The organism is Streptomyces sp. WAC 06738, from assembly GCF_003945505.1.
GTDB lineage: Bacteria > Actinomycetota > Actinomycetes > Streptomycetales > Streptomycetaceae > Streptomyces.
This window is the reverse complement of sequence record NZ_CP029618.1, coordinates 2,892,834-2,915,825: the sequence shown is the minus strand read 5'-3', so window position 1 is coordinate 2,915,825 and position 22,992 is coordinate 2,892,834. Positions and strand designations below refer to the sequence as shown.

Annotated in this window: 19 protein-coding genes and 1 pseudogene; 12 read left to right on the top strand and 8 right to left on the bottom strand. The window is 74.0% G+C overall.

Annotated elements, in window-relative coordinates:
• Positions 1 to 129: 129 nt before the first annotated feature.
• Positions 130 to 900: a MerR family transcriptional regulator gene (locus DMB38_RS12225; protein WP_125935200.1), complete on the bottom strand. Its 771-nt coding sequence runs from the start codon at positions 898 to 900 to the stop codon at positions 130 to 132.
• A 220-nt stretch (positions 901 to 1,120) separates the two neighbouring features.
• On the opposite strand from DMB38_RS12225, the gene DMB38_RS12220 reads away from it, so the two are divergent.
• The 3 genes from DMB38_RS12220 to DMB38_RS12210 are packed head-to-tail and all read left to right on the top strand — an operon-like array spanning position 1,121 to position 4,628.
• Positions 1,121 to 2,701: an NAD(P)/FAD-dependent oxidoreductase gene (locus DMB38_RS12220; RefSeq protein ID WP_125935199.1), complete on the top strand. Its 1,581-nt coding sequence runs from the start codon at positions 1,121 to 1,123 to the stop codon at positions 2,699 to 2,701.
• Entirely contained in the window at positions 2,698 to 3,723 is a 1,026-nt protein-coding gene (locus tag DMB38_RS12215) for an alpha/beta fold hydrolase (protein WP_125935198.1), read from the top strand. Before DMB38_RS12220 ends, DMB38_RS12215 begins: the two co-directional genes overlap by 4 nt.
• On the top strand, positions 3,720 to 4,628 hold the full coding sequence (locus tag DMB38_RS12210) for an SDR family oxidoreductase (protein ID WP_125935197.1): 909 nt from the start codon (positions 3,720 to 3,722) through the stop codon (positions 4,626 to 4,628). The genes DMB38_RS12215 and DMB38_RS12210 overlap by 4 nt, the downstream gene beginning before the upstream one ends.
• Before the next feature lie 173 nt (positions 4,629 to 4,801).
• Here the strand turns inward: DMB38_RS12210 and DMB38_RS12205 are convergent, their stop codons facing one another.
• The gene (locus tag DMB38_RS12205; protein WP_125935196.1) at positions 4,802 to 5,008 is read right to left on the bottom strand and encodes a hypothetical protein; all 207 of its coding nucleotides are present in this window, start codon (positions 5,006 to 5,008) and stop codon (positions 4,802 to 4,804) included.
• 106 nt (positions 5,009 to 5,114) lie between these two features.
• Positions 5,115 to 8,555, bottom strand: a complete 3,441-nt coding sequence (locus DMB38_RS12200) for a S41 family peptidase (RefSeq protein WP_240662145.1) — start codon at positions 8,553 to 8,555, stop codon at positions 5,115 to 5,117.
• A gap of 165 nt (positions 8,556 to 8,720) precedes the next feature.
• Between DMB38_RS12200 and DMB38_RS12195 the strand changes: the two are divergent.
• The 4 genes and pseudogenes from DMB38_RS12195 to DMB38_RS12180 all read left to right on the top strand — a co-directional run.
• A pseudogene (locus DMB38_RS12195) lies at positions 8,721 to 9,791 on the top strand (energy-coupling factor ABC transporter permease); the annotation flags it as partial.
• 258 nt (positions 9,792 to 10,049) lie between these two features.
• Positions 10,050 to 10,814 carry a cobalt ECF transporter T component CbiQ gene (cbiQ, locus tag DMB38_RS12190; protein ID WP_125935195.1) on the top strand — a complete coding sequence of 255 codons (765 nt, stop codon included), beginning with the start codon at positions 10,050 to 10,052 and terminating at the stop codon, positions 10,812 to 10,814.
• Complete coding sequence (locus DMB38_RS12185) at positions 10,811 to 11,554, top strand: ABC transporter ATP-binding protein (protein WP_125935194.1); 744 nt, start codon at positions 10,811 to 10,813, stop codon at positions 11,552 to 11,554. The genes cbiQ and DMB38_RS12185 overlap by 4 nt, the downstream gene beginning before the upstream one ends.
• 10 nt (positions 11,555 to 11,564) lie before the next feature.
• Positions 11,565 to 12,317, top strand: coding sequence for an MOSC domain-containing protein (locus DMB38_RS12180; protein ID WP_125935193.1), 753 nt, complete (start codon positions 11,565 to 11,567; stop codon positions 12,315 to 12,317).
• Positions 12,318 to 12,346: 29 nt separating this feature from the next.
• Here DMB38_RS12180 and DMB38_RS12175 read toward each other — a convergent pair whose 3' ends face one another.
• The 5 genes from DMB38_RS12175 to DMB38_RS12155 form a co-directional block, all read right to left on the bottom strand.
• On the bottom strand, positions 12,347 to 13,564 hold the full coding sequence (locus DMB38_RS12175) for a hypothetical protein (RefSeq protein WP_240662143.1): 1,218 nt from the start codon (positions 13,562 to 13,564) through the stop codon (positions 12,347 to 12,349).
• 115 nt (positions 13,565 to 13,679) lie between these two features.
• A complete protein-coding gene (locus DMB38_RS12170; RefSeq protein ID WP_125935191.1) occupies positions 13,680 to 14,531 on the bottom strand; it encodes an EamA family transporter in 852 nt (283 codons plus the stop codon).
• Positions 14,528 to 15,022 carry a YbaK/EbsC family protein gene (locus DMB38_RS12165; protein WP_125935190.1) on the bottom strand — a complete coding sequence of 165 codons (495 nt, stop codon included), beginning with the start codon at positions 15,020 to 15,022 and terminating at the stop codon, positions 14,528 to 14,530. The genes DMB38_RS12170 and DMB38_RS12165 overlap by 4 nt, the downstream gene beginning before the upstream one ends.
• A gap of 94 nt (positions 15,023 to 15,116) precedes the next feature.
• A complete protein-coding gene (locus DMB38_RS12160; protein WP_125935189.1) occupies positions 15,117 to 16,853 on the bottom strand; it encodes a penicillin-binding transpeptidase domain-containing protein in 1,737 nt (578 codons plus the stop codon).
• Positions 16,854 to 16,950: 97 nt separating this feature from the next.
• Positions 16,951 to 18,699: a phospholipid carrier-dependent glycosyltransferase gene (locus DMB38_RS12155; protein WP_125935188.1), complete on the bottom strand. Its 1,749-nt coding sequence runs from the start codon at positions 18,697 to 18,699 to the stop codon at positions 16,951 to 16,953.
• A gap of 139 nt (positions 18,700 to 18,838) precedes the next feature.
• Here DMB38_RS12155 and rsmI point away from each other — a divergent pair, with 139 nt between their 5' ends.
• The 5 genes from rsmI (at position 18,839) to DMB38_RS12130 (ending at position 22,926) form a co-directional block, all read left to right on the top strand.
• Positions 18,839 to 19,693 (top strand): 16S rRNA (cytidine(1402)-2'-O)-methyltransferase, encoded by an 855-nt coding sequence (gene rsmI, locus DMB38_RS12150; RefSeq protein WP_125935187.1) that lies wholly within the window; start codon positions 18,839 to 18,841, stop codon positions 19,691 to 19,693.
• 121 nt (positions 19,694 to 19,814) lie between these two features.
• Positions 19,815 to 20,078, top strand: a complete 264-nt coding sequence (locus tag DMB38_RS12145; RefSeq protein ID WP_047016192.1) for a hypothetical protein — start codon at positions 19,815 to 19,817, stop codon at positions 20,076 to 20,078.
• A gap of 78 nt (positions 20,079 to 20,156) precedes the next feature.
• On the top strand, positions 20,157 to 21,071 hold the full coding sequence (locus DMB38_RS12140) for a TatD family hydrolase (protein ID WP_125935186.1): 915 nt from the start codon (positions 20,157 to 20,159) through the stop codon (positions 21,069 to 21,071).
• Positions 21,068 to 21,964, top strand: coding sequence for a 16S rRNA (adenine(1518)-N(6)/adenine(1519)-N(6))-dimethyltransferase RsmA (gene rsmA / locus DMB38_RS12135; RefSeq protein WP_125935185.1), 897 nt, complete (start codon positions 21,068 to 21,070; stop codon positions 21,962 to 21,964). The genes DMB38_RS12140 and rsmA overlap by 4 nt, the downstream gene beginning before the upstream one ends.
• On the top strand, positions 21,961 to 22,926 hold the full coding sequence (locus tag DMB38_RS12130) for a 4-(cytidine 5'-diphospho)-2-C-methyl-D-erythritol kinase (RefSeq protein WP_125935184.1): 966 nt from the start codon (positions 21,961 to 21,963) through the stop codon (positions 22,924 to 22,926). The genes rsmA and DMB38_RS12130 overlap by 4 nt, the downstream gene beginning before the upstream one ends.
• The last annotated feature ends 66 nt before the right edge of the window (positions 22,927 to 22,992 follow it).

Here is a 22,992-nt window from a genome sequence, read left to right as displayed (position 1 = left end):
CCCGCCGGGCCCCGTGACGGGGCCCGGTCACGCCGCGGCGGCGCCACGGCCCCGGACCTGACCTCCGGCGACGTGCCCTCCGCGGCCTGAGTCCCGGGGCCCCCGAACGCCGGTGCAGGACCGGCCGGTTCAGCCCTCCGGCTCCTCGGCGGTGGACCCGGCGCGCGTGCGCTTCCACTCCTCGAACTCCTTGCGCACCCGCCGGTCCATCGCCATGGCCACCTCCGCCTCCAGTACATCCATCGACACCGGCCGCAACTGCTCCAGCGCGTCCGTCAGCCGCTCCACCTGCTCACCCGTCAGCTCGCCCGCCGGCGTCTCCATCACGTCGGCCAGCACGTGCACCCGTATGAGCGCGGTGAAGAGCTCGGCCAGGTCGTCGGCGTGGGCGCGCACCTCGCGGGCGGCGGCGAGCACGGCGGCCAGCGGCACGCCCCTGGCCACCAGCTTCGACGAGGCGTCCAGCAACCGCCTGCTGACGTGGATGAACTCCTCGCCCTCCACGGCGACATACCCCATGTCGATGGACGTCGCCAGGTTCTCCGGCGACACCTCGCCCGCGAACCGGTCGGCCAGCTCCTCCGGCGTGATGCGCACCGGGGTCTCCTCCGACCACGGCTTGGTCAGCGTCTCCTCCAGGCCGAGCAGTTCGGCCGCGCCCCGCACGTCCCGGCCGCTCTCGAAGGCGGAGATCAACTCGGCGATGCCGCCGAGGGTGTGCCCGCGGTCCAGCAGCGCGGCGATCGTCCGCAGCCGGGACAGGTGACCCTCCCCGTACCAGGCGATACGGCCCTCGCGGCGCGGTGGCTGGAGGAGCTTGCGCTCGCGGTAGAAGCGCAGGGTGCGGACGGTGATGCCGGCGCGCTCGGCCAGCTCCTCCGTCCGGTATTCGCGTCCCACCGTCGCGTCCCCTCCGCCGGTCTTCGACCGGTCTTCTTCCGTCCCCGCAGGTCCGTGCCGTACGTCCCGACCACCAGGGTAGGACCTCCCGCCGACACCCCGCCGCCGGGCGGAAGTCGATCTCGCCGGCCCCCTACCCATCGGTAAGGACTGGGCCTACGCTCTCATCGTGCCAGTGAATGCTGGCGCAATCGACTCCACGGCTGGGAGGACGACGGCGATGACGCGTGAACACGTCAGGGTGGCGGTGATCGGCTCCGGCTTCGGCGGCCTGGGCGCCGCCGTACGGCTGCGCCGGGAGGGGATCACGGACTTCGTCGTGCTGGAGCGCGCGAGCACGCTCGGCGGCACCTGGCGGGACAACAGCTACCCGGGCTGTGCCTGCGACGTCCCCTCCCACCTCTACTCGTTCTCCTTCGCGCCCAACGCCGAGTGGCCGCGCACCTTCTCCGGACAGCGGCACATCCGCGACTACCTGGAGCAGGTCGCCGACGTCTTCGGCATACGGCAGCACATCCGCTTCGACCACGAGGTACGCGGCATCCGCTGGGACGACGACGAACTGCGCTGGGAGATCGACACGGCGCGCGGCGAACTCGCCGCCGACGTCGTGGTCTCCGCGACCGGCCCGCTCTCCGACCCGAAGGTCCCGGACATCCCCGGCCTCGACACGTTCCCCGGCAAGGTCTTCCACTCCGCGCGCTGGGACCACGACGTGCCGCTGGGCGGCAGGCGCGTCGCCGTGGTCGGCACCGGCGCCTCCGCCATCCAGATCGTGCCGTCCATCCAGCCGGAGGTCTCCCGGCTCACCGTCTTCCAGCGCACCCCGCCGTGGGTGCTGCCGCGGGTGGACCGCGCCATCAGCGGCCCCGAGCGGTGGCTGCACGCGCGCGTACCCGCGACCGCGAAGCTGCGCCGCGGCATCCTGTGGGGCATCCGCGAGCTCCAGGTGGGGGCTTTCACCAAACACCCCGACGAGCTGGGATTCGTGGAGGGGCTGGCCAAGCGGAACCTCGGCCGGGCCGTCAAGGACCCCGAACTGCGCCGCAAGCTCACCCCCGGCTACCGCATCGGCTGCAAGCGGATCCTGCTCTCCAACGACTACTATCCGGCGCTCGCCCAGCCCAACGTCGACGTCGTCGCCTCCGGTCTGAAGGAGGTACGCGGCTCGACCCTCGTGGCCGCCGACGGCACCGAGACCGAGGCCGACGCGATCATCTTCGGCACCGGCTTCCACGTCACCGACATGCCCATCGCCGACCGCATCAAGGGGCGTGACGGCACCACCCTCGCGGAGGCGTGGAGCGGAGGGATGGAGGCGCTGCGCGGCGCCAGCGCGGCCGGTTTCCCGAACCTGCTGACGATCATCGGCCCCAACACCGGCCTCGGCAACAGCTCGATGATCCTCATCATCGAGGCGCAGCTCACCTACATGGCCGACTTCGTGCGCCAGCTCGGCCGTCTCGGCGAGCCCGGCGCCCGCGTCGCGCTCGACGCGCGCCCGTCCGCCGTGAAGCAGTGGAACGCGCGGGTGCAGGAACGGATGAAGCGCACCGTATGGAACACCGGCGGCTGCGATAGCTGGTACCTCGACGCCAACGGGCGCAACACGACGGTCTGGCCGGGCACGACGACCGAGTTCCGGAGGGTGACGAGGAGGGTGCATCCGGAGGAGTACGAGGTACTGCGCACCGGGAGAGGGGCGCTGCGCACCGGGGGTGGGGCGCTGCGCACCGGCGAAGGGGTGCCCGGCGCCCGGCAGTCCGGTGCGGCGCGGCATGGCGAGGAGGCCGTCCGATGACCCGGCTCATGCACGTCACCACCGGTCCGTACGCCCCGCCCGTACCGCGGCGGGAGCTGACCGCCGTCTCCGCGGACGGCACCCGGCTGTACGTCGAGGAGCACGGCCCCGGGGACGCGCCCGCCGTCGTCCTCGCGCACGGCTGGTGCTGCTCGACCGCCTTCTGGGCTCCGGTCGTCCGGCAGCTCGCGCCCGATTACCGCGTCGTCGTGTACGACCAGCGCGGCCACGGCCGCAGCCCCGCCGGCGGCTACGGCTCGTACCACACCGCCACCCTCGCCGACGACCTCGGCGCCGTGCTGGACGCGGCGCTGGCGCCCGGTGAGAAGGCCGTGATCGGCGGCCACTCGATGGGCGGCATGACACTGATGGCCGCCGCGGGCCGCCCGTACCTGCGGGAGCGGGCCGCCGCCGTGCTGCTGTGCAGCACGGGCAGTTCGGGGCTGGTGCCCGAGTCGCGGGTGATACCGCTGCGGGCCCGCGCGCTGCGGTCCGCGATCCAGCGCGCGCTGCTGGTCTCGCGGCTGCCGATGGGGCCGGTGACGCCGCTGTCGAAGAAGGTGCTGGGACCGGCGATCCTGGGCCGGGGCGCGACCCCGGCGCAGATCGAGGCGAGCGTACGGATCGTCTTCGCCACCCCGCGCAGGGCGCGCGGCGCGTGGGGGAGGGTGCTGGCGGAGCTCGACCTGGACGCGGAGGTGGCGCGGATGCCGGTGCCGGCCGCGGTGGTGCACGGCGGCGCCGACCGGCTCACGCCGGTGAAGCTGGCACGGAAGATCGACGGGCTGCTGCCGGAGCGCGCGGGGTTCACCGAGCTGCCCGGGCTGGGGCACATGACGCCGGTCGAGGCGCCGTACGCGGTCGCGGAGGTGCTGCGCGGGCTCGTACGCGACCACCTGGCGGGAGCGCCGGAGGAGGCGCAGGCTGAAAGGGGCGCTGAGACGGCCGGCGACGCGGCCGACGGGAAGACTGCCGGTCCGGCCGCCGCGGCGGCCGTCGAGAAGGAGGAGGCGGGCGCATGAGCCGGCGGCACGGAGTCGAGGGCAGGACCGTCGTGGTCACCGGCGCCGCCCGCGGCGTCGGCGCGCTGCTGGCGCGCAGGCTCGCGGCGCGCGGGGCGCGGCTGGCGCTGGTCGGGCTGGAGCCGGACGAGCTGAAGAAGGTCGCCGACTCGCTCCCCGGCGAGGCCGCCCACTGGTACGCGGACGTCACCGACCACGACGCGATGGCCGGCGCCGCCGCCGAGGTCGAGGAGCACTTCGGCGGTGTCGACGTCGTCGTCGCCAACGCGGGCGTCGCCACCGGCGGCCCGTTCCTCGACTCCGACGCCCGCTCCTTCGACCGCGTCATCGAGGTCAACCTGCTGGGCAGTGTCGCCACCGCCCGCGCCTTCCTGCCCGCGCTGGTGCGCGCCCGCGGCTACCACCTCCAGATCGCCTCGCTCGCCGCCGTGACGCCCGCGCCGATGATGGCGGCGTACTGCGCGTCGAAGTCGGGCGTGGAGGCGTTCGCGCACTGCCTGCGCGGCGAGGTCGGGCACCAGGGCGTGGACGTCGGGGTCGCCTATCTGAGCTGGACCGACACCGACATGGTGCGCGGTGCGGACGAGGACGAGGTGCTGCGCGACATGCGTGCGCGGCTGCCGTGGCCGTCCAACAAGACCTATCCGCTGGCGCCCGCCGTCGAGCGTCTGGTCGCGGGCATCGAGCGGCGCTCGCCGCACGTCTACGGGCAGTGGTGGCTGCGCGGCATGCAGTCGGTGCGCGGCGCGCTGCCCTCGCTCGTCACCGGGCCGCTGGGGCGGCGGGAGATGGGCAAGCTCGCGCCCCGGCTCGCGGCGACGCGGGGGGCGCGCGGCGGACTCGTCGGCGCGGGCGGCGCGGCGGATGAGCGCACGCGGGCGCTGCGGGAGACGCCGGAGCGGTAGCGCGGGGCGGGGGCCCGGCGCGTACGGCGGCGGAGGTGAACGCCCGTACGCCGTACGCCCGTACGCGCTGAAAGCGGGCCCCTGCGCGCTCGTAGGCGCCCGGCGCGGGAGAACGGCGAAGGGGCGCACCCGGCGTGCGGTGCGCCCCTCGGGCGTGGCTCAACGACGCCGTATCAGCGCTGCTCCCGCTTGTCGTCGCGCTCGTCGCGGTCGCCCTTCATGCGGTCGCGGCCCTGCTCCGCGCCCTCCTTGGCGCGCTGCGAAGGGTCCTGGCCGGACTCCTGCTTCTGCTCGCGGCTCTGCTGTGCCTTCTGCGCGGCCTGCTTGGCCTTCTCGGCCGCTTCGCCGGCCATGTCCTTCGCCTTGTCGAATGCGCCCATGCTGGTCACTCCTAGTGAGAGAGGGGGGTTCGGGCCTCCCTCAGGCTGACATGAACGGCCGAATGCCGCATTCCGGGATCAAGTGCCGTTACGCCTCCCGGGTGTTCTACGACCGCCGCGTGCGCGGCGGCAGCGGCGGCCGGCTGCGGTCCGGTACGTCGGTGTAGTCGGGCGGCACCGCCGCCGGGTGCTCGCGCAGCAGGTCGAGCGCGGTGGCCACCGCGACGTTCAGCTCGGAGGTCCGGCCCTCCGCCCAGTCCAGCGGCGTGCGTTCGGCGACCACGTCGGGCGGTACGCCCGCGTTCTCCACGCCCCAGCCGTATTCGTCGAACCAGGCCGCGTTCATCGGAACCGTGATCACCGTGCCCTCGCCCAGCCGGTGCCGACCCGTCATCCCGACCACGCCGCCCCACGTCCGCAGCCCCACCACCGGGCCGAGGCCGAGCAGTTTGAACGCCGCCGTGATCATGTCGCCGTCCGACGACGTGGCCTCGTCGGCCAGCGCCACCATGGGCCCGCGGGGTGCGGTCGAGGTGTACGAGACGGGCTGCGCGTTGCGCGTGAGGTCCCAGCCCATGATCGTGCGGGTCAGCTTCTCCAGCACCAGCTCGCTGATGTGCCCGCCCGCGTTGCCCCGTACGTCCACGATCAGCGCCTCGCGGTTCATCTCCATCCGCACATCCCTGTTGAACTGCGCCCAGCCGCTGCCGATCATGTCCGGGATGTGCAGGTAGCCGCAGCGCCCGCCGCTCAGCTCGTGCACCACCGCGCGGCGCGCCGCCACCCAGTCCTGGTAGCGCAGCGGCCGGTCGTCGACCAGCGGCACCACCGCCACCCGGCGCAGCCTCCCGCCGCCGCCCTCGATCGCGAACGTCAGCTCCACCGACGTGCCCCCCGCCCCCTCCAGCAGCGGGTACGGGCCCGTGACCGGGTCGACCGCGCGGCCGTCGACGTGCGTGAGCACCGAGCCCTCCGGGATGCCGGTGCCGGCCAGCGGGGAGCGGGCGCGGGTGTCGGAGGAGTCGCCGGGCAGGATGCGGGCCAGCGCCCAGCCGCGGCCGTCGCGGGTGCGGACGAAGTTCACGCCGAGGAAGCCGATGGGCCGCTGGTAGTGCGGCGGGCCCTCGTTGCGGCGGGCGGGCGTGACGTACGCGTGCGACGTGCCCAGCTCGCCCAGCACCTCGCGCAGCAGGTCGGCGAACTCGTCGGGGGAGGCCACCCGGTCCAGCAGCGGCCGGTACTGCGCCAGCACCGCGTCCCAGTCGACGCCGCACATGCGCGGCTCCCAGAAGTACGCCCGGATGACCCGGCCGGCCTCGTCGTACGCCTGGTGCCACTCGGCCACCGGGTCCGCGGTGTGCAGCACGCGCCGCATGTCGATGTAGACCGTGGTGTCCGCGTCCGCCAGGCCGTTCGCCGGGATCGCGCGCAGCGAGCCGCCGTCGTTGACGACCAGCCGGCTGCCGTCGCCGCTCGCGGCGATCTCCGTCACCAGCGACGTCAGCTCGGTGAGCCGGGCGGTGGAGATGTCGAAGTGCTCCAGCGTCGGCCGGCCCGAGGTGTCCGCCGGGTTGGCGAACGTCTCGCCCAGCGCCCCGGAGATCGGCCAGCGCAGCCAGACCAGCCCGCCGCCCGCGACCGGCACGAGGGAGGAGTACTTCGACGCCGGCACCGGGATGGGCGTCACCCGGCTCTCCAGCCCCTCCGGTTCCACCAGCACCGCGGTGTTCGCGCCCGCCTCCGCCGCCGGCGGGCCGACCGGGTCCATCCCGCCGGCCGCGGGCCGGCCCTCGGCGGAGAGCGCGAACGGCGAGGGCGTCGCGGGATGCAGCGGTACGAGGTACGGGCGGGAGCCCAGCGGGAACGACAGGTCGCCGGTGTGCACGTCGTACACCGGGTCGAAGCCGCGCCAGGACAGGAACGCCAGGTAGCGCCCGTCGCGCGTGAACACCGGCTCCTCGTCCTCGAACCTGCCGTCCGTGACGTCGACGATCGTCCGGTCCGCGACCCGGGCGATCTTGATCTGCCGCAGCGAGCGGCCGATGCCCGGGTGCGCCCAGGCGATCCACTTGGAGTCCGGTGAGAACGCCAGGTCGCGTACCGGCCCGTTCACCGACCGGATGAGCTCGGTGAGCTGGCAGTCGCCCGCGGCCTCCGCCGGGGACAGCTCCTCCGCGGCCCGTACCGCCTCGGCGAACTCCTCCGCCACCTCCGCCGACATCCGCTCGTCCGCGTGCACCCGCTCCGGCACCCGGACCAGCAGCAGGCGGCCGTCGTGCGAGGCGATCGCGATGTGCCGCCCGTCCGGCGACGGCACCAGCGCCAGCACCCGGCCCAGCTTCCCGGCCGCCAGCCGCAGCGGCTCGCCCACGGCGCCGGTGCGGGGCAGGTCGGCGATCTCGATGGCGTCCTCGCCGGCGGCGTCCGTGACGTACGCGACGCGGTTGGTGTCGCCCAGCATCTCCGGCAGCCTGATGCGTACGCCGGGGGTCTCGGTGATCGTGCGCGCCGGGCCGTCGCGGTGGGTCAGCCAGTACAGCGCGCCGCGCACCGCGACGGCGCTGGCCCGGCCCGTGGTGTCGACGGTCAGCCCCTGGACGTTGTTCTGCGCGGCCACCTGGTACGGCCGCCGCCCGGCCCGCGGGCTGCCGAGCCGCACGTCGAGGCGGCGCGGCTGGCCGGCGGGGCCGAAGTCCTCGGCGAGCCACAGTTCGCCGGCGCACTGGTAGATCACCCGGTAGCCGTCGGTGGCGGCGTTCCTGGCGTAGAACTCGGCGTGGTCGCTGTGCCGGCGCAGGTCGGTGCCGTCGGGGAGGCAGGAGTAGAGATTGCCCACGCCCTCGTGGTCGGAGAGGAAGGCGACCCGCGCGGCCGGCGGCGGGCCGACGAACATCACGCACTCCACGTGCCCGCCGAGGTCGGCGAGCAGCCGCCGGCCGTGCAGGTAGATGCGGCCGGTGGCGCCGCCGCGGTAGCGCTTCCAGGCGGCGGGCTCGTGCGGCGGGCGGCCGGTGAGCAGCAGGGTCTTGCGGTGTCCCGCCTGCTCCGCGACGGCGATGTCGTCGACCGGGCCCCAGGGCAGCCGGCGCCCGGGGGAGCCGTCGGTCGGCACCAGATAGGACCAGGTCTGGTACGACAGCGGCTGGCCCTGCGAGGAGACCGCGAGGATCTGCGCCTCGCCGTCCTCGCCGCTGCCCGGCGGCGTCCAGCCGCACACCCGGGTGTCCGGGCTGCCCCAGTAGGTGAGCCGGCGGGCGACGCCGCCCTCCGCGGACACGACGTGGATCTCGGCGTCGAGACTGTGCCAACTGGTGAACGCGATGGACCGCCCGTCCGGCGAGAACCGCGGGTGCCCGACGCGGGTGCGGTCGACGGTCAGCCGCCAGCCCCGCTCGGGCTTGGCGCCGGGGGCGGGCAGCGGGGCGAGCCATAGGTCGTCCTCGGCGGCGAAGCAGAGGAGGTCGCCGTGGAGGTGGGGAAAGCGCAGGTAGGGCAGGCCGGGGCCGGGCGCGGCGGTGCTGTCGGAACCGGCTGTCACAAACTCCATGTTTCGGTGCGTACAGGGACACGGCAAGTCGGGCGGCCTACGGAGGGCGGGTCTCTCGCCAGTCGAACGCTGTTGCAATTTCTTTGCAATTGATTTGTGTGACCGCGTGCCGCTCTGCCGATACATATGGGCGAGCCGGATATCGGTCGACGGAGGGACGCCACCGTGCACGTGCCCGACGGATTCATCGACGCGCCCGTCTCGATCGCCGCCGGCGCGGTCGCCGCGGGTGCGGTGGCCGTCAGCCTGCGCGGCGCGCGGTCCGAACTGGCCGAGCGCACGGCGCCGCTGGCGGGGCTCGTCGCGGCGTTCGTCTTCGCCGTGCAGATGCTCAACTTCCCCGTCGCGGCGGGCACGAGCGGGCACCTGCTCGGCGGCGCTCTTGCGGCGGTGCTCGTGGGGCCCTGGACCGCGGTGCTCTGCATATCCGTGGTCCTGCTGATGCAGGGGCTGCTCTTCGCGGACGGTGGGCTGACGGCACTGGGCGTGAACATCACGTTGATGGGCGTGGTGACGGTGGCCGTGTCATACGCCGTCTTCCGGGCACTGCTCGGAGTGCTGCCGCGGGGGCGGAGCGGGCTCGGGGTGGCGACCTTCGTGGCGGCGGCGCTGTCGGTGCCGGCCTCCGCGCTGGCGTTCACGGGGCTGTACGCGCTGGGTGGCACCGCGGACGTATCGCTGGCGAAGGTCGCCACGGCGATGGTCGGCGTCCACCTCCTCATCGGCCTCGGCGAGGCGGCCATCACCACGGCGACGGTCGCCTCGGTGGCGGCGGTCCGTCCGGACCTGATCCACAGCGCGCAGGGGCTGCGGCGCCGGCTGGAGCTGCGCACGGCCGACGTGGCGAGGCCGGGTGACGGGGCAGCGGCCCCGCCCCCGAAGCACGCCGGCACCGTCCCGGAGTCCGCGGGCCCGGTTCGGGAGCCCGGTGCCGCGGAGCCGGTACACCGCAGCCCCCGGCGGGTCTGGGCCGCCGGCCTGGCCGCGTCTCTCGTCCTCGCCGGGATCGTCAGCTTCTACGCCTCCTCCGACCCCGACGGCCTGGAGAAGGTGGCGGGCGACAAGGGGATCGCCGAGGAGGAGAAGGAGCACGCGCTGTCCGGCTCCCCGCTCGCCGACTACGGCGTCGAGGACGTCCCCGGCACACGGCTTTCCGGCGGTCTGGCGGGCGTCATCGGCGTCACGCTGACCCTGGCGGTGGGCAGCGGGGTATTCGTCGTGGTACGCCGTCGCAGGGGCGGCTCCGCCGGGGGCACGGAGTCCGGCACCACCCGCGGCGAAACCGCGGGGGCGGAGGCCAGCGGGGGCGAGGGCCCCGCGGATACGGCGCCGGCGGCCGTGCCCGCCGGCGGTGCGGCCGCCGGGTCCCCCGCCGCCGGGACCACCGCCTCCGTACCTCCGGAGGCCGGTCCGTCCGGCCACCCGCATGCGGGCACCGCCCCGGACGGCGGCGGGGCGCCCGGCCGGCCCTTCGCCCGGCCGGAAGGCTGACCGGTGGGGGCGGGGCATGCGCACAAGCTGTACCGGCACGGGGACTCACCCGTGCACCGGCTGCCCGCGCACGTGAAGGTCGTCGCCGCCTTCTCCTTCGTCCTGATCACCGTCGCCACGCCCCGCGAAGCCGTCTGGGCATTCGGCGCGTACGCCCTGCTGCTCACCGGCGTCGCCGCCGCCGCGCACGTGCCCGCGGGCTTCGTGCTCAGGCGGCTCGTCGTCGAGGTGCCCTTCGTCGCCTTCGCCGTCCTCCTCCCCTTCGTCGCCGAAGGCCCGCACACGGAAGTCCTCGGACTCTCCCTCAGCGAGTCCGGCCTCTGGGGCGCCTGGAACGTCCTGGTCAAGGGGACCCTCGGCGTCGCCGCCTCCGTGCTGCTCGCGGCCACCACCGAACTGCGCGCACTGCTCCTCGGGCTGCAACGGCTGCGCATGCCGCCGCTGCTGGTGCAGATCGCGTCGTTCATGGTCCGCTACGGCGACCTGATCACCGACGACATGCGCAGGATGCGCATCGCCCGCGAGGCCCGTGGCTTCAGCGCCCGGGGTCCACGCCACTGGGGCGTGCTCGCCCGCACCGCCGGGGCCCTCTTCATCCGCTCCTACGAGCGCGGCGAGCGCGTCCACCTCGCCATGGTCAGCCGCGGCTACGCCGGCACCATGCCCGTCGTCGACGAGGTCCGTGCCACCCGGGGCCAGTGGTCGTATGCCGCCGCGCTGCCCCTCGCCGCCCTCGCCGTGTGCCTGCTGGGATGGACCCTCCTATGACACTGCCCCCTTCGCTGGAAGTCACCGGCCTCGCCTACGCGTACCCCGACGGCCACCAGGCCCTCTTCGGCGTGGACCTCACCGTCGAACGCGGTGAGCGCGTCGCCGTCCTCGGGCCGAACGGCGCCGGAAAGACCACCCTCGTCCTCCACCTCAACGGCATCCTCGGCGGCGGCGCCGGCACCGTCCGCGTCGCCGGACTGCCCGTGGAGAAACGCAACTTCACCGAGGTCCGGCGCCGCGTGGGCATCGTCTTCCAGGATCCCGACGACCAGTTGTTCATGCCCACCGTCCGCGATGACGTCGCCTTCGGGCCGGCGGCCGGAGGCATGCGCGGCCCGGAGCTGGAGGCGTGCGTACGGCGCGCGCTCGAACAGGTCGGCATGGCCGACCACGCGGACCGGCCGCCTCACCACCTCTCCTTCGGCCAGCGCCGACGGGTCGCCGTCGCGACCGTGCTGGCCATGGAGCCGGAGGTGCTCGTACTGGACGAGCCGTCCTCGAACCTCGACCCCGCCGCCCGCCGCGAACTGGCCGACATCGTCCGCTCCCTCGATGTCACCGTGCTCATGGTCACCCACGACCTCCCCTACGCCCTGGAGCTGTGCCCCCGCTCCGTCGTCCTCGGCGGTGGTCTGATCGTCGCGGACGGCGCGACGAAGGAACTCCTCCTCGACGACGAGCTGATGGCCGCGCACCGCCTGGAAATACCCTTCGGCTTCGACCCCGGCCGGGCATAGGGTCCGAAGCATGCCCGAACTCCCGCCCGCCATACCGGCTCCACCGCCCTCCCCGGGACCGTCCGACCCCACCGTCGCCATGCTCCGGCGCTTCCCGGTCAAGTCGATGCTCGGCGAACGGCTGCCGGAGCTCGTCATCGACGAGCGCGGCACGATCGGCGACCGCCTCTGGGCCGTCACCTACGGCGACGGCAAGCTCGGCAGCGGCAAGAACTCGCGCCGCTTCCGGCGCACCGAGGGCCTCCTTCACTTCTCCGCCTCCTACGCCGCCGCCCACGACGCCGCCACCGCCCGACCGCACGTCGTCACCCCCGGGGGGTCCGGCCTGCGCGACGACGCCCACCTCGCCGAACTCCTCGGCGCGGACGTCCGGCTGGCCCGCGAGGACGCCGTCTCGCACTACGACGACTGCGGCGTGACGCTCATCGGCACCGCCTCCCTGCACGCGCTCGGCCGGATCCTCGGGGACACCGAACCCGCCGACGCCCGCCGCTTCCGCAAGAACATCCTTCTGGACACCGGGGAACCCTGGATCGAGGAGGACTGGGTGGGCCGGGAGATCGCCGTGGGCGACGAGGTGCGGCTGCGGGTCGTCAAGCGCATGAAGCGCTGTGTGATGACCACGATGGCGCAGCGCGACCTGCCGGAGGACCGCCGCGTGCTCAAGACGCTGACCGCGGACCGCGGGATGTGCATCGGCATCGGCGCCGACGTCCTCACCCCCGGCACCGTACGCCTCGGCGACACCGTACGCCCGGTCTGACCCGCCCCCGCCCGGCCGGACCCGTCCCGTCAGCCCGCGGGCGGCGGAGCGGCAGGCGGCGGTGGCGCCTGCGGCGGCGCGGCCGGGGGCGGCGGTGCGGCTATCGTCGGCGCCTGCGGCATCGCGTCGTACGGCGACTGGGCCCGCGGCTGCGGCGGCGCCTGCGGCGCGGGCCGGCCCACCGGCTGCGGCGGAACGTAACCGCCCCCCACCGGAGGCGCGTCCGCCACGGCCGCCGCCTCCGGCGCGCGCAGCATCATCGCGATCACCACGACGGCTATCAGCGCGCCGCCGACGTAGGTGGCGATGTTGAGCCAGCCTTCCGTGTCCTCGGTGTATGCGTCCCAGCCGGGGAAGGGGATCCGGTTCCCGTCCGCCACGTCGTCCGGGTAGTCGGTGATCGTCATGCCGATCATCTGGCGCACGTACAGGTAGAGCAGCACGCCGAGAAGGGCGATCGACGCGCCCCGCACCACCGGCCGCCGTATCAGCGCCAGCACGCCCAGCACCAGCAGCGCCACCGGGAACACCGCCGCCCAGAAGTCCCCGGAGCCGGCGAGCACCGGGTAGGGATTCTCGCCGGCGTCCACCAGCCCCTTGAAGTACGAACCCTTGTCGACCCCTTCCCGGGTCAGCATGCGCACGATCCAGCCGACGAGCGCCAGACCGAGGACGACCATCAGGCCCCCGGCGATCACGTAGAGCTGGGACCCCTGCGCCGGCACCCCCGGCCGGCCCGCGGCCGGCCGGTCGGCCGCCCGGAGCATCAGCACGACGACGGTCACCGAGAAGAGCAGGACCATCGACCAGCTCGCGATGATCGCGACCTCCAGGTCGTTGCCCCCGATGTACCACTGGCGGAACTGGTCGCTCGACGCCAGACCGATCAACTCGCGCGTGGCGGTCGCGAACATCACGAACCCGCACAGCAGCGCGGCCCCCCGCCCCGCCCGCCGGTTCAGCGCCGCGACCAGCCCCGTCACCATCAACGCCACCGTGAACGCCCACACATGCGCGCCGAACAACTCGGGCTCCAGAATGATGCGCGGGTCGTACAGCGCCTTGAGGAAGTCTCCGACCTCGGTGTTCACATCGTCGAAGTCGTAGGAGATCCAGACGATGATCATGCGGCCCAGGGCCGTGAGGAGCACCGCCGCCGTCAGATACGCGCCCAGGTGGCGCCGCGGCGCATGCCGGTCCGACGGCTGCCCGGACTGCGGTTTGGTCCCTTCTTCGAGCACTGCCATGATCATCCCCCGTTGCCGGTGTTGCGGAGATTCCATCCTGAAGGCGAACGCCCGCGGAAAAAACCCCTGTGGATAACCCCTGTTGCGTACTCGTCACACCCTCGGGACACCCCGGCTACGCCGGGAGCAGCACCAGCGCGATCCCCGCCACCATCAGGCACGCCGCCACGATCCGCGGTCCGCCGAACCGCTCCTTGAGGAACACCGCCCCGATCGCCGCCCCCACCACGATGCTCGACTCCCGCAGCGCCGCTATCGGCGCCAGCGGGGCGCGCGTCTGCGCCCAGAGCACCAGCCCGTACGCCGTGATGGAGATCGCCCCGCCCAGCAGCCCGCGCGCCGCCACCGGCGCCAGCTCGCGCACCATCCCCGGTCCGCGCAGCACCAGCGCCGCCAGCGGGATCCACGGGCCCATCAGCAGGACCAGCCACGCCGTGTAGCCCATCGCGCTGCCGGAAGCCCGCACGCCGACGCCGTCGACGATCGTGTACGCCGCGATGGACAGGCCCGTCGCGAACGCCGCCGCCAGGGCCGGCCAGTGCGGGCGGGTGTCCTTGCCGCGCAGCCCCCACAGGGCGATGCCGCTCAGACCCGCGCACGCCACCGCGACGCCCGCCGTCTGCCACAGTCCCAGCCGCTCGCCGAGGAAGAGATGCGCCACCGCCGCGACGACCAGCGGGGCCGTGCCGCGCGCTATCGGGTAGACCTGCCCGAAGTCCCCCAGCCGGAACGACTGCATGAGCAGCGTCATGTACACGAGGTGGATCGCGACCGACGCCAGCAGCCACGGCCAGGCGCCCGCGTCCGGGACCGGGACGAAGAACACCGCGGTGCCCGCGATCAGCACGTCGCCCACGCCGATCAGCGCGAAGACGACCAACTGGTCCTTGAAGCCGTGGGCGATGGCGTTCCACGAGGCGTGCATCACGGCGGCCGCGAGGACCGCCGCGGCTATGAGGGGGGTCACACCCCCGGCTCGCGCACCTCGGACACGTCGGCGACCCGCGCGCCCGCGTGCGCGACGAGGTCCTTGGGAGCCATGGGGAAGACGGTGTGCGGGTCGCCCGCGGCGGCCCAGACCTCGCCGTGGTCGAGGAGCCCGCGGTCGGCGAGCACCGTCATCCGCGTCACGTGCCCGAAGGGCGGCACGCCGCCGATGGCGTACCCCGTGGCCTCGCGCACCACCGCCGCGTCCGCCCGGCGCACGCTCGCGGCGCCCAGCTCGGCCCGTACGCGCTCGGTGTCCACCCGTGAGGCGCCGTCCATCAGGACCAGCACCGGCACGCCGTCCGCCGCGAAGATCAGGGACTTGACGATCTGGCTCAGCTCGCAGCCGATGGCCTCCGCCGCCTGCGCCGCGGTGCGGGTGGCGTCCGGAAAGCGGCGTACCGGGACGCTCAGGCCGAGGTCGGCGAGGGCGGCGGCGAAGAGCGGGTGTGCGGTGTCGGCTGTCGTCATGGAGGTGACGTTAACGCCCGGTGCACGGGCCACGCGAACACATTCCGCACGCCGGGACCCGGCGCCCCGCGCCGGGTCCCGGTGAACCTACGCCTCAGCCGCCGTGCGCCGCCAGCACGTCCCGCACCAGCGGGCCCGCGAACTCACCGCCATGCCCGATGTTCGGCACCGTGGCCGCCGCCGCCAGGTCCCCGCGGTACGCGGTGAACCAGGCGTCCGTCTCCTCCTGGCCGCCCATCTCCGCGGAGCCGGTCTTCGCGCCCACCTGCCCGGTCAGCCCGCTCATGGCCCCCGCCGCGGTCCCGGTCCTCGCCGTCTCCTCCATCAGTTCCCGCAGCGACTGCGCCGTCGACGCCTTCATGCTCTTCGGCGCCGTCGCGAACTGCCGCCCGTCGAAGCCCTGCGGCACCAGGTGCGGCTGCTTGAAGACGCCGGTCTTCGCGGTCGCGGAGACCGACGCCATCGTCAGCGGGTTCATCCGGACGCCGCCCTGGCCGATCAGCGACAGCGCCATCTCCACGCCGGACTGCACCGGCACGGAGCCGTCGAACGTGGTCACGCCCGTCTGCCAGTTGAGCCCGATGCCGAAGACGTCCCTGGCCTGCTTCGTCAGGTCGTCGTTCTCCAGCTTCTCCGCCATCGAGATGAACGCGGTGTTGCAGGACGCGGTGAAGGACTGGGTGAACGTGCCGCCCTGGATGGTGAACGAGTTGTCGCCGACGTTCTCGAACTCCCAGCCCCCGTACGCCTTGTACCGCGGGCAGGGGTGCGGCTTGTCGGGCGCGGCCAGGCCCTTGTCCATGAGCATCGAGGCCGTGACGACCTTCATCGTCGAGCCGGGCGGCAGCGTGCCCTGGAGCGCCGTGTTGTGGCCGTCGGGGACCTGGTTGGCGACCGCGAGGATCTGGCCGGTGCTGGGCTGCAGCGCCACCAGCGCCGCGCCGCCCTGCTTGGCGACGGCCTCCTCCGCGGTCTCCTGCACGGCCGCGTCCAGCGTCGTCTGCAGCGTGCCGGGCTTGGCCTTGGAGAGCACCAGAAGGGTCTCGGGCGTGCCCGCCTTGTCGTCGTCCTTCTCGTCCTTCTTCTTGTCGCCCTTGGGCGCGTCGGCCGGCTCGGTCCAGACCTTGACGCCCGCCTTGCCGCCCGCCTTCGCGCCGTAACGTTCGCGCAGATCCGCGATGACGGGCGCGAGCGAGGGGTACTCCTCGGGATCGAGCCTGGCACCGGTGCGGTCCAGCGCCCGGATCGGCGGGGCCTCGGTCGAACCGGTGCGCAGCCGCTCGCCCTCGGTGAGTTTGGGATGTATGAGGGACGGGTCCCAGGCGACCTCGGGCTCGCCGGTCTTCTCGTCCCGTACGACCTCGAGTGCCGAGTTGTACGCCCAGGGCTTGACGTTCTCCCCGAAGGTCACCCGGGCGTCGACGCTGAACGGCACCTCCGTGCCCTGCGCCCGGCCGGGGGTGAGCTTCACCTTCTCGACGCCCGCGTCCTCGCGGTACGAGTCGAGTCCGCGAAGCGCCGCCTTCCTGTCGTCCGTCATCCCGGCCGCGGTCTTCGTGTCGCCGCCCGCCCAGGCGGCCAGGAACTCACCCGCCGCCCTGGCGGTTTCCCGGGGACCCGGCGGCCCGGTCTTCACCGGATCGGATGAGGCCGGCGCCGACAGCGCGTTGCCGCCGCTCTCGGCCTTGTCGTCCTCCAAGAGGCTGTACGCGCCGAACCCGGCCGCACCGACGACCGCGGCACCGACTCCGACGACTACTGCGATCCGGGTGCGCGTCGCTCGCGCCGACGCACCTGATCCGACGCGTCTGCGCCGGTGGCTGCCCGCCATCTGCCGTGCTCCCTCTGCGCGCCCCGAGACCATTTCGACCCTGCGTCAAGCACATTAAGCCACCTGCCGCAGGGACGCCCACCCGTCGCGCCCGCGCTCAGACCCAACTCCCCAGCCACATGCGCGCCTCCCAGGCGTCGCGCGTGAGCGTCTCGCCCGTGTAGATCGGCCAGAAGTAGATGAAGTTCCAGAGCACCAGGAGGACGAGCACCCCCGCCGCGACCACGCCCGCGGCTCTGCGCCATTCGGTGGGCTGGGCCGTGCCCGGGCCGGCCCCGGATGTGCCCGTGCCCGCGAGGGCGGCGGTGCCCGCGCGGGCCATCGCGCCGAGCATCATCGTCACCGCCAGGCAGAGGTACGGGAGGAAGACGACGGCGTAGAAGAGGAAGATCGTGCGCTCCTGGTAGAAGAGCCACGGCACCCAGCCGGCCGCCACCCCGCAGAGGATCGCGCCGGCGCGCCAGTCGCGGCGCAGGCCCCAGCGGTAGAGCGCGTAGACGACGGCGGCGACGCCCAGCCACCACAGCAGCGGGGTGCCCAGGGCCAGGACCTCGCGCGCGCAGTTCTCCGTCGCGTCGGCGGGGCAGCCGTCGTAGCCCGGGCGCGGGTCGTCCCAGAAGTACGACACGGGCCGGCCGACCACCGGCCAGCTCCACGGGTTGGAGTCGTAGGTGTGGCCGGAGTCGAGGTTGACGTGGAACCTGTAGACCACCGCGTGGTAGTGCCACAGGCTGCGCACGGCATCGGGGATGAAGGGGAACGCCGTGTCGCGGTCCTCGGCCCAGCCGCGGAAGTAGCCGTTGTCGGAGGCGAACCAGCCGGTCCAGGAGGCGACGTACACGGCCGCCGCCACCGGCACCGTGGAGACGAAGGCCGGCACCACGTCGAGGCGCAGCGCACGCGCGTACGGGCGGCGGGATCCGGCGGTACGGCGGGCGCCCGCGTCCCACAGCACCGTCAGCAGCCCGAACGCGGCGAGGATGAACAGTGCGTTCCACTTGGTGCCCAGCGCGAGCCCCATGCAGACCCCGGCGGCGAGCCGCCACGGCCGCGCCCCCAGCCGCAGCCCGGAGGCCACCGCGTCGTCCGGCCGCCCCCGGGGCAGCGCGGCCGCCAGCCGTTCCCGTGCGCGGTCCCGGTCGATGAGCAGGCAGCCGAATGCGGCCAGCACCCAGAACATCAGCACCAGGTCGAGCAGCGCGGTGCGGCTCATCACGAAGTGCAGGCCGTCGACCGCCATCAGCAGCCCCGCCAGGCAGCCGAGCAGCGTGGAACGGAACAGCCGGCGGCCGATGCGGCACAGCATGAGCACCGACAGCGTGCCCAGCAGGGCGGTGACGAAGCGCCAGCCGAAGGGATCCAGGCCGAACGCCCACTCGCCGAGCGCGATCATCCACTTCCCGACGGGCGGGTGGACGACGTAGCCGGGATCCTCACTGAGCGGGATGACCTGGGGGTCGTCGAGGAGCTTGTCGTTGGCGTCCTTGGGCCAGCTCCCCTCGTAGCCGAGCTGGAGCAGCGACCAGGCGTCCTTGGCGTAGTACGTCTCGTCGAATATCACCGCCCGCGGGCTGCTCAGGTTCACGAACCGCAGCACGCCGGCGACGAGCGCCACGAGCAGCGGCCCGCCCCACGCGCTCAGCCGCGCCACCCGCATCGCCGTCACCGCGGGCACGCCCATCACCTGGAGCAGCCGTGCCCCGGACCGCCGGTACGGCGGCACCAGCCGCTCCGTGACGCCGGACTCGCGCCGCGGCACGTACCCGAACGCGCGGAGCCGCCGCTGCCAGCCGGGGGCGGGCGCGGACCGGCTCTGTGCGGGCTGCGTCACGGTGTCACTGCTCACGGTGGCCCATCCTAGGCGCGCGGGTCCCGGGCACGGCCGGACTGATCCGAACCGGCCGGGAGCCGCCCGTACGGCCGCCGCGGACCTGCGGCGGGACCCGTCGTCGCGGCCTGCCGGCGCCATCCGACAGGATGGGGGCGTGAGTGGACTCCTCGTACTGGCGGGCACGCCCATCGGCGACCCCGCGGACGCCCCGCCGCGGCTGGCGACCGAGCTGGCCGCCGCGGACATCATCGCCGCGGAGGACACCCGGCGGCTGCGCCGCCTGACGCAGGCGCTCGGGGTGCAGCCGACGGCCCGCGTCGTGTCGTACTTCGAGGGCAACGAGAGCGCCCGTACGCCCGATCTCGTCGAGGAACTGGCCGGCGGCGCGCGCGTGCTGCTCGTCACCGACGCCGGCATGCCCTCCGTCTCCGACCCCGGCTACCGCCTCGTCGACGCCGCGGTGCGGCGCGGCATCACCGTCACCGCCGCGCCGGGTCCTTCCGCGGTGCTCGCGGCGCTGGCGGTCTCCGCGCTGCCGGTGGACCGGTTCTGCTTCGAGGGCTTCCTGCCGCGCAAGCCGGGGGAGCGGCTCTCGCGGCTGCGGGAGGCGGCGGCCGAGCGGCGCACCCTGGTGTACTTCGAGGCCCCGCACCGGCTCGGGGACAGCCTCGCCGCCATGGCGGGCGTCTTCGGCGAGGACCGCAGGGCCGCCGTCTGCCGGGAGCTGACCAAGACGTACGAGGAGGTCAGGCGCGGCCCGCTGCGGGAGCTGGCGGACTGGGCGGCCGAGGGCGTGCGCGGCGAGGTCACGGTGGTCGTGGAGGGGGCGCCCGTGGACCGCGAGCGGCCCGGCGCCACGGAGCTGGCCCGGCGGGTCACCGTCCGTGAGGAGGCCGGGGAGGGGCGCAAGGACGCCATCGCGGCGGTCGCCCGGGACGCCGGGGTACCCAAGCGCGACGTCTTCGATGCGGTGGTGGCCGCGAAAAACTCGGCAAACAACTCAGAGTAGCCGGATCAAAACTCCTTCAATTGATGGTATGGACGGCTGCGGGCCACGCCGAATGGGTGTCCACTGGAATAGGGGATGCGTTCAGGCGACTTGTCCCTCACATGGACAAGAGGAGCAGCCAATGTCCGAACCCGAGCCAGTGATCGAGTCATATGCCTTCGCCTGCATGATGTGCGGGCACGGGTGGGAGCAGAGCTACGAGATACACCACCACGTCGATTCGAAGGGCAGGCCCTTCGTCACGTACCACACCGACGGAGAGCGGGTGCCCTCGCCGCTGACCCGGCCCACGTGCCTGAACTGCGGCGAGCACGTCGTCCGCATCATGCGCGCCGGCCAGGTCCGGTCCGTCGAGTCGGTGCGGCAGCGCTCACGCCGCACCTGACCCCGCGGGGACTCCGCCGGGTCCCGGCGGTCACCGCCCCGCACGGCGTTGCCGTACCGGGCCAGTAGAGTCCCCGGCATGGCTCAGCACACCTCAGGCGGCGCGGACGCGAAGTCCGCGCCGCCGCCGCCCGAGCCGCTCGGCCACCCCGCGGCGGACTCGCACACGCATCTCGACATGCAGGACGGCACGGTCGCCGAGGCGGTGGCCGCGGCCGCCGCGGTCGGCGTCACCACGCTCATCCAGGTGGGCTGCGACGTGGAGCGGTCCCGCTGGTCCGCGGAGACCGCCGCCGCGCACGAGGCGGTGTGGGCGACCGTCGCCCTCCACCCCAACGAGGCCCCGCGGCTGGGCGCGGGACTGGAGGCGGCCCTCGGCGAGATCGACGCGCTCGCCGCGCTGCCGCAGGTCGTCGGCGTCGGCGAGACCGGCCTCGACTATTACAGGACAGGCCCCGAGGGCGTCGCCGCGCAGGAGTACTCGTTCCGCCGCCATATCGAGATGGCAAAACGCCGGCAAAAAGCCCTCGTCATTCACGACAGGGATGCGCACGACGACGTGCTGCGCATTCTCGGGGAAGAGGGGGCGCCGGAGCGGGTGGTATTCCACTGTTATTCCGGGGACGCGGCGATGGCCGAAACCTGCGCGGAAAACGGTTACTTCATGTCCTTCGCCGGAAACGTGACCTTCAAGAACGCGGGGCGGTTGCGCGAGGCGGTCGCCGTCGCGCCCGCGGAGCTGCTGCTCGTCGAGACGGATGCGCCGTTCCTGACGCCGATGCCGTACCGGGGCCGCCCCAACGCGCCGTATCTGATCCCCCTCACGCTGCGCGCCATGGCCGCGGAGCGCGGCGAGGACCCCGACGAGCTGGCGGCGGCGATCGCGGCGAACACCGCGCGCGCGTTCGGCTACGCCCCGGCCGGCGCCCCGCGGTCCGCCGCCGGCGCCTCGCCAGGAGCCCGCCAAGACGCAGGGAATAACCTGGAGCGGTGAGCGCCACCACCGGCGAGCCGGACCCGCTGCTCGGCCCCGCGGACGTCCGCGAGCTGGCGGCGGCCCTCGGCGTACGCCCCACCAAGCAGCGCGGCCAGAACTTCGTCATCGACCCCAACACCGTCCGCCGTATCGTGCGCGCCGCCGGCGTGCGACCGGACGACGTGGTGGTCGAGATCGGCCCCGGCCTCGGCTCGCTCACCCTCGCCCTGCTGCAGGCGGCGGCCCACGTCACGGCCGTCGAGATCGACGACGTGCTCGCCGCCGCCCTCCCCGCGACCGTACGGGCCCGGCTGCCGCGCCGCGCGGAGCACTTCGCGCTCCTGCACGCCGACGCGCTGCGGGTCACCGAGTTGCCCGGCCCGCCGCCGACGGCGCTGGTGGCGAACCTCCCGTACAACGTCGCGGTGCCCGTGCTGCTGCACATGCTGGCCACCTTCCCCACCATCGAGCGCACGCTGGTCATGGTGCAGGCCGAGGTCGCCGACCGGCTCGCCGCCGCCCCCGGCTCGAAGGTCTACGGCGTGCCGTCGCTCAAGGCCGCCTGGTACGCGGACGTCAAGCGGGCCGGCGCCATCGGCCGCACCGTGTTCTGGCCCGCGCCGAACGTCGACTCCGGGCTCGTCTCGCTGATCCGCCGCGAGCCGCCCGCGACCCACGCGACGCGGACCGAGGTCTTCGCGGCCGTCGACGCCGCGTTCGCCCAGCGCCGCAAGACGCTGCGCGCGGCGCTCACCGGCTGGGCAGGATCCGCGCCCGCCGCCGAGGCCGCGCTGCGCGCCGCGGGCGTCTCGCCGCAGGCCCGCGGGGAGTCGCTGACCATCGAGGACTTCGCGCGGATCGCGGAGTCCCGGCAGCACCGGACCGCCACCACGAGGAGCAGCACGCCGTGACATCCGGATCGACCACGCCCGCCCCCGGTCCCGCCCCCGCCGCCGCCGCGCGGAGCGTCACCGTCCGCGTACCCGCGAAGGTCAACGTGCAACTCGCCGTCGGCCCGCCGCGCGCCGACGGCTTCCACGACCTCGCGAACGTCTTCCTCGCCGTGGGCCTCTACGACGAGGTCACCGCCACCGAGGCCGACGCCCTGCGCGTCACGGTCGCGGGCCCCGACGCCGCCGCCGTGCCCACCGACACCTCGAACCTCGCGGCCCGCGCCGCGCAGTTGCTCGCCGCCCGGCACGGCCGGGAGCCGAACGTCCACCTGCACATCGCGAAGGACATCCCCGTCGCCGGCGGCATGGCCGGCGGCAGCGCGGACGGCGCGGGCGCGCTGCTGGCCTGCGACGCGCTGTGGGGGACCCGGAGCGGCACCGACGAGCTGCTGCGGATCTGCGCGGAACTCGGCAGCGACGTGCCGTTCAGCCTGGTCGGCGGCGCGGCGCTGGGGCGCGGCCGGGGCGAGCGGCTGACGCCGCTCTCCGCGAAGGGCCCGCTGTACTGGGTCTTCGCGGTGGCCGACGGCGGGCTGTCGACGCCGGAGGTCTACGGGGAGTTCGACCGCCTGGCCGCGGGCCGCTCCGTACCGGATCCGGACCCGTCCCCCGCGGTGCTGGACGCGCTGGGCTCCGGCGACCCGGCGGACCTCGCCGCGGCGCTGACCGCGATCGCGGGCGGCAACGACCTCCAGCCCGCCGCGCTCTCGCTGCGCCCCTCCCTGGCGGAGACCCTGGAGGCCGGCACCGCGGCGGGTGCCCTGGCGGCCCTCGTCTCGGGCTCGGGCCCGACGTGCGCGTTCCTGGCGGCGGACGAGTCGGCGGCGGCGGAGGTCGCGGCGGCGCTGGAGGCGTCGGGCACCTGCCGCAAGGCCCGCGTCGCCCAGGCCCCGGCCCCGGGCGCCGTGGTGGTGGACTGAGGGGCGCCCCGGGTCCGGCAACGGGCGGGGCTGCGGAAAGGCCGCGGGCGGCTTCCGGCGGTGGGC

Coding starts and splice junctions, on each gene's coding strand:
- DMB38_RS12200 (WP_240662145.1), bottom strand. CDS start 8,555: ATGGAGTTTGTGACAGCCGGTTCCGACAGCACCGCCGCGCCCGGCCCC.
- DMB38_RS12145 (WP_047016192.1), top strand. CDS start 19,815: ATGTCCGAACCCGAGCCAGTGATCGAGTCATATGCCTTCGCCTGCATG.
- DMB38_RS12175 (WP_240662143.1), bottom strand. CDS start 13,564: ATGGCAGTGCTCGAAGAAGGGACCAAACCGCAGTCCGGGCAGCCGTCG.
- DMB38_RS12160 (WP_125935189.1), bottom strand. CDS start 16,853: ATGGCGGGCAGCCACCGGCGCAGACGCGTCGGATCAGGTGCGTCGGCG.
- DMB38_RS12140 (WP_125935186.1), top strand. CDS start 20,157: ATGGCTCAGCACACCTCAGGCGGCGCGGACGCGAAGTCCGCGCCGCCG.
- DMB38_RS12205 (WP_125935196.1), bottom strand. CDS start 5,008: ATGGGCGCATTCGACAAGGCGAAGGACATGGCCGGCGAAGCGGCCGAG.
- DMB38_RS12180 (WP_125935193.1), top strand. CDS start 11,565: ATGCCCGAACTCCCGCCCGCCATACCGGCTCCACCGCCCTCCCCGGGA.
- DMB38_RS12210 (WP_125935197.1), top strand. CDS start 3,720: ATGAGCCGGCGGCACGGAGTCGAGGGCAGGACCGTCGTGGTCACCGGC.
- DMB38_RS12220 (WP_125935199.1), top strand. CDS start 1,121: ATGACGCGTGAACACGTCAGGGTGGCGGTGATCGGCTCCGGCTTCGGC.
- DMB38_RS12215 (WP_125935198.1), top strand. CDS start 2,698: ATGACCCGGCTCATGCACGTCACCACCGGTCCGTACGCCCCGCCCGTA.
- DMB38_RS12185 (WP_125935194.1), top strand. CDS start 10,811: ATGACACTGCCCCCTTCGCTGGAAGTCACCGGCCTCGCCTACGCGTAC.
- DMB38_RS12165 (WP_125935190.1), bottom strand. CDS start 15,022: ATGACGACAGCCGACACCGCACACCCGCTCTTCGCCGCCGCCCTCGCC.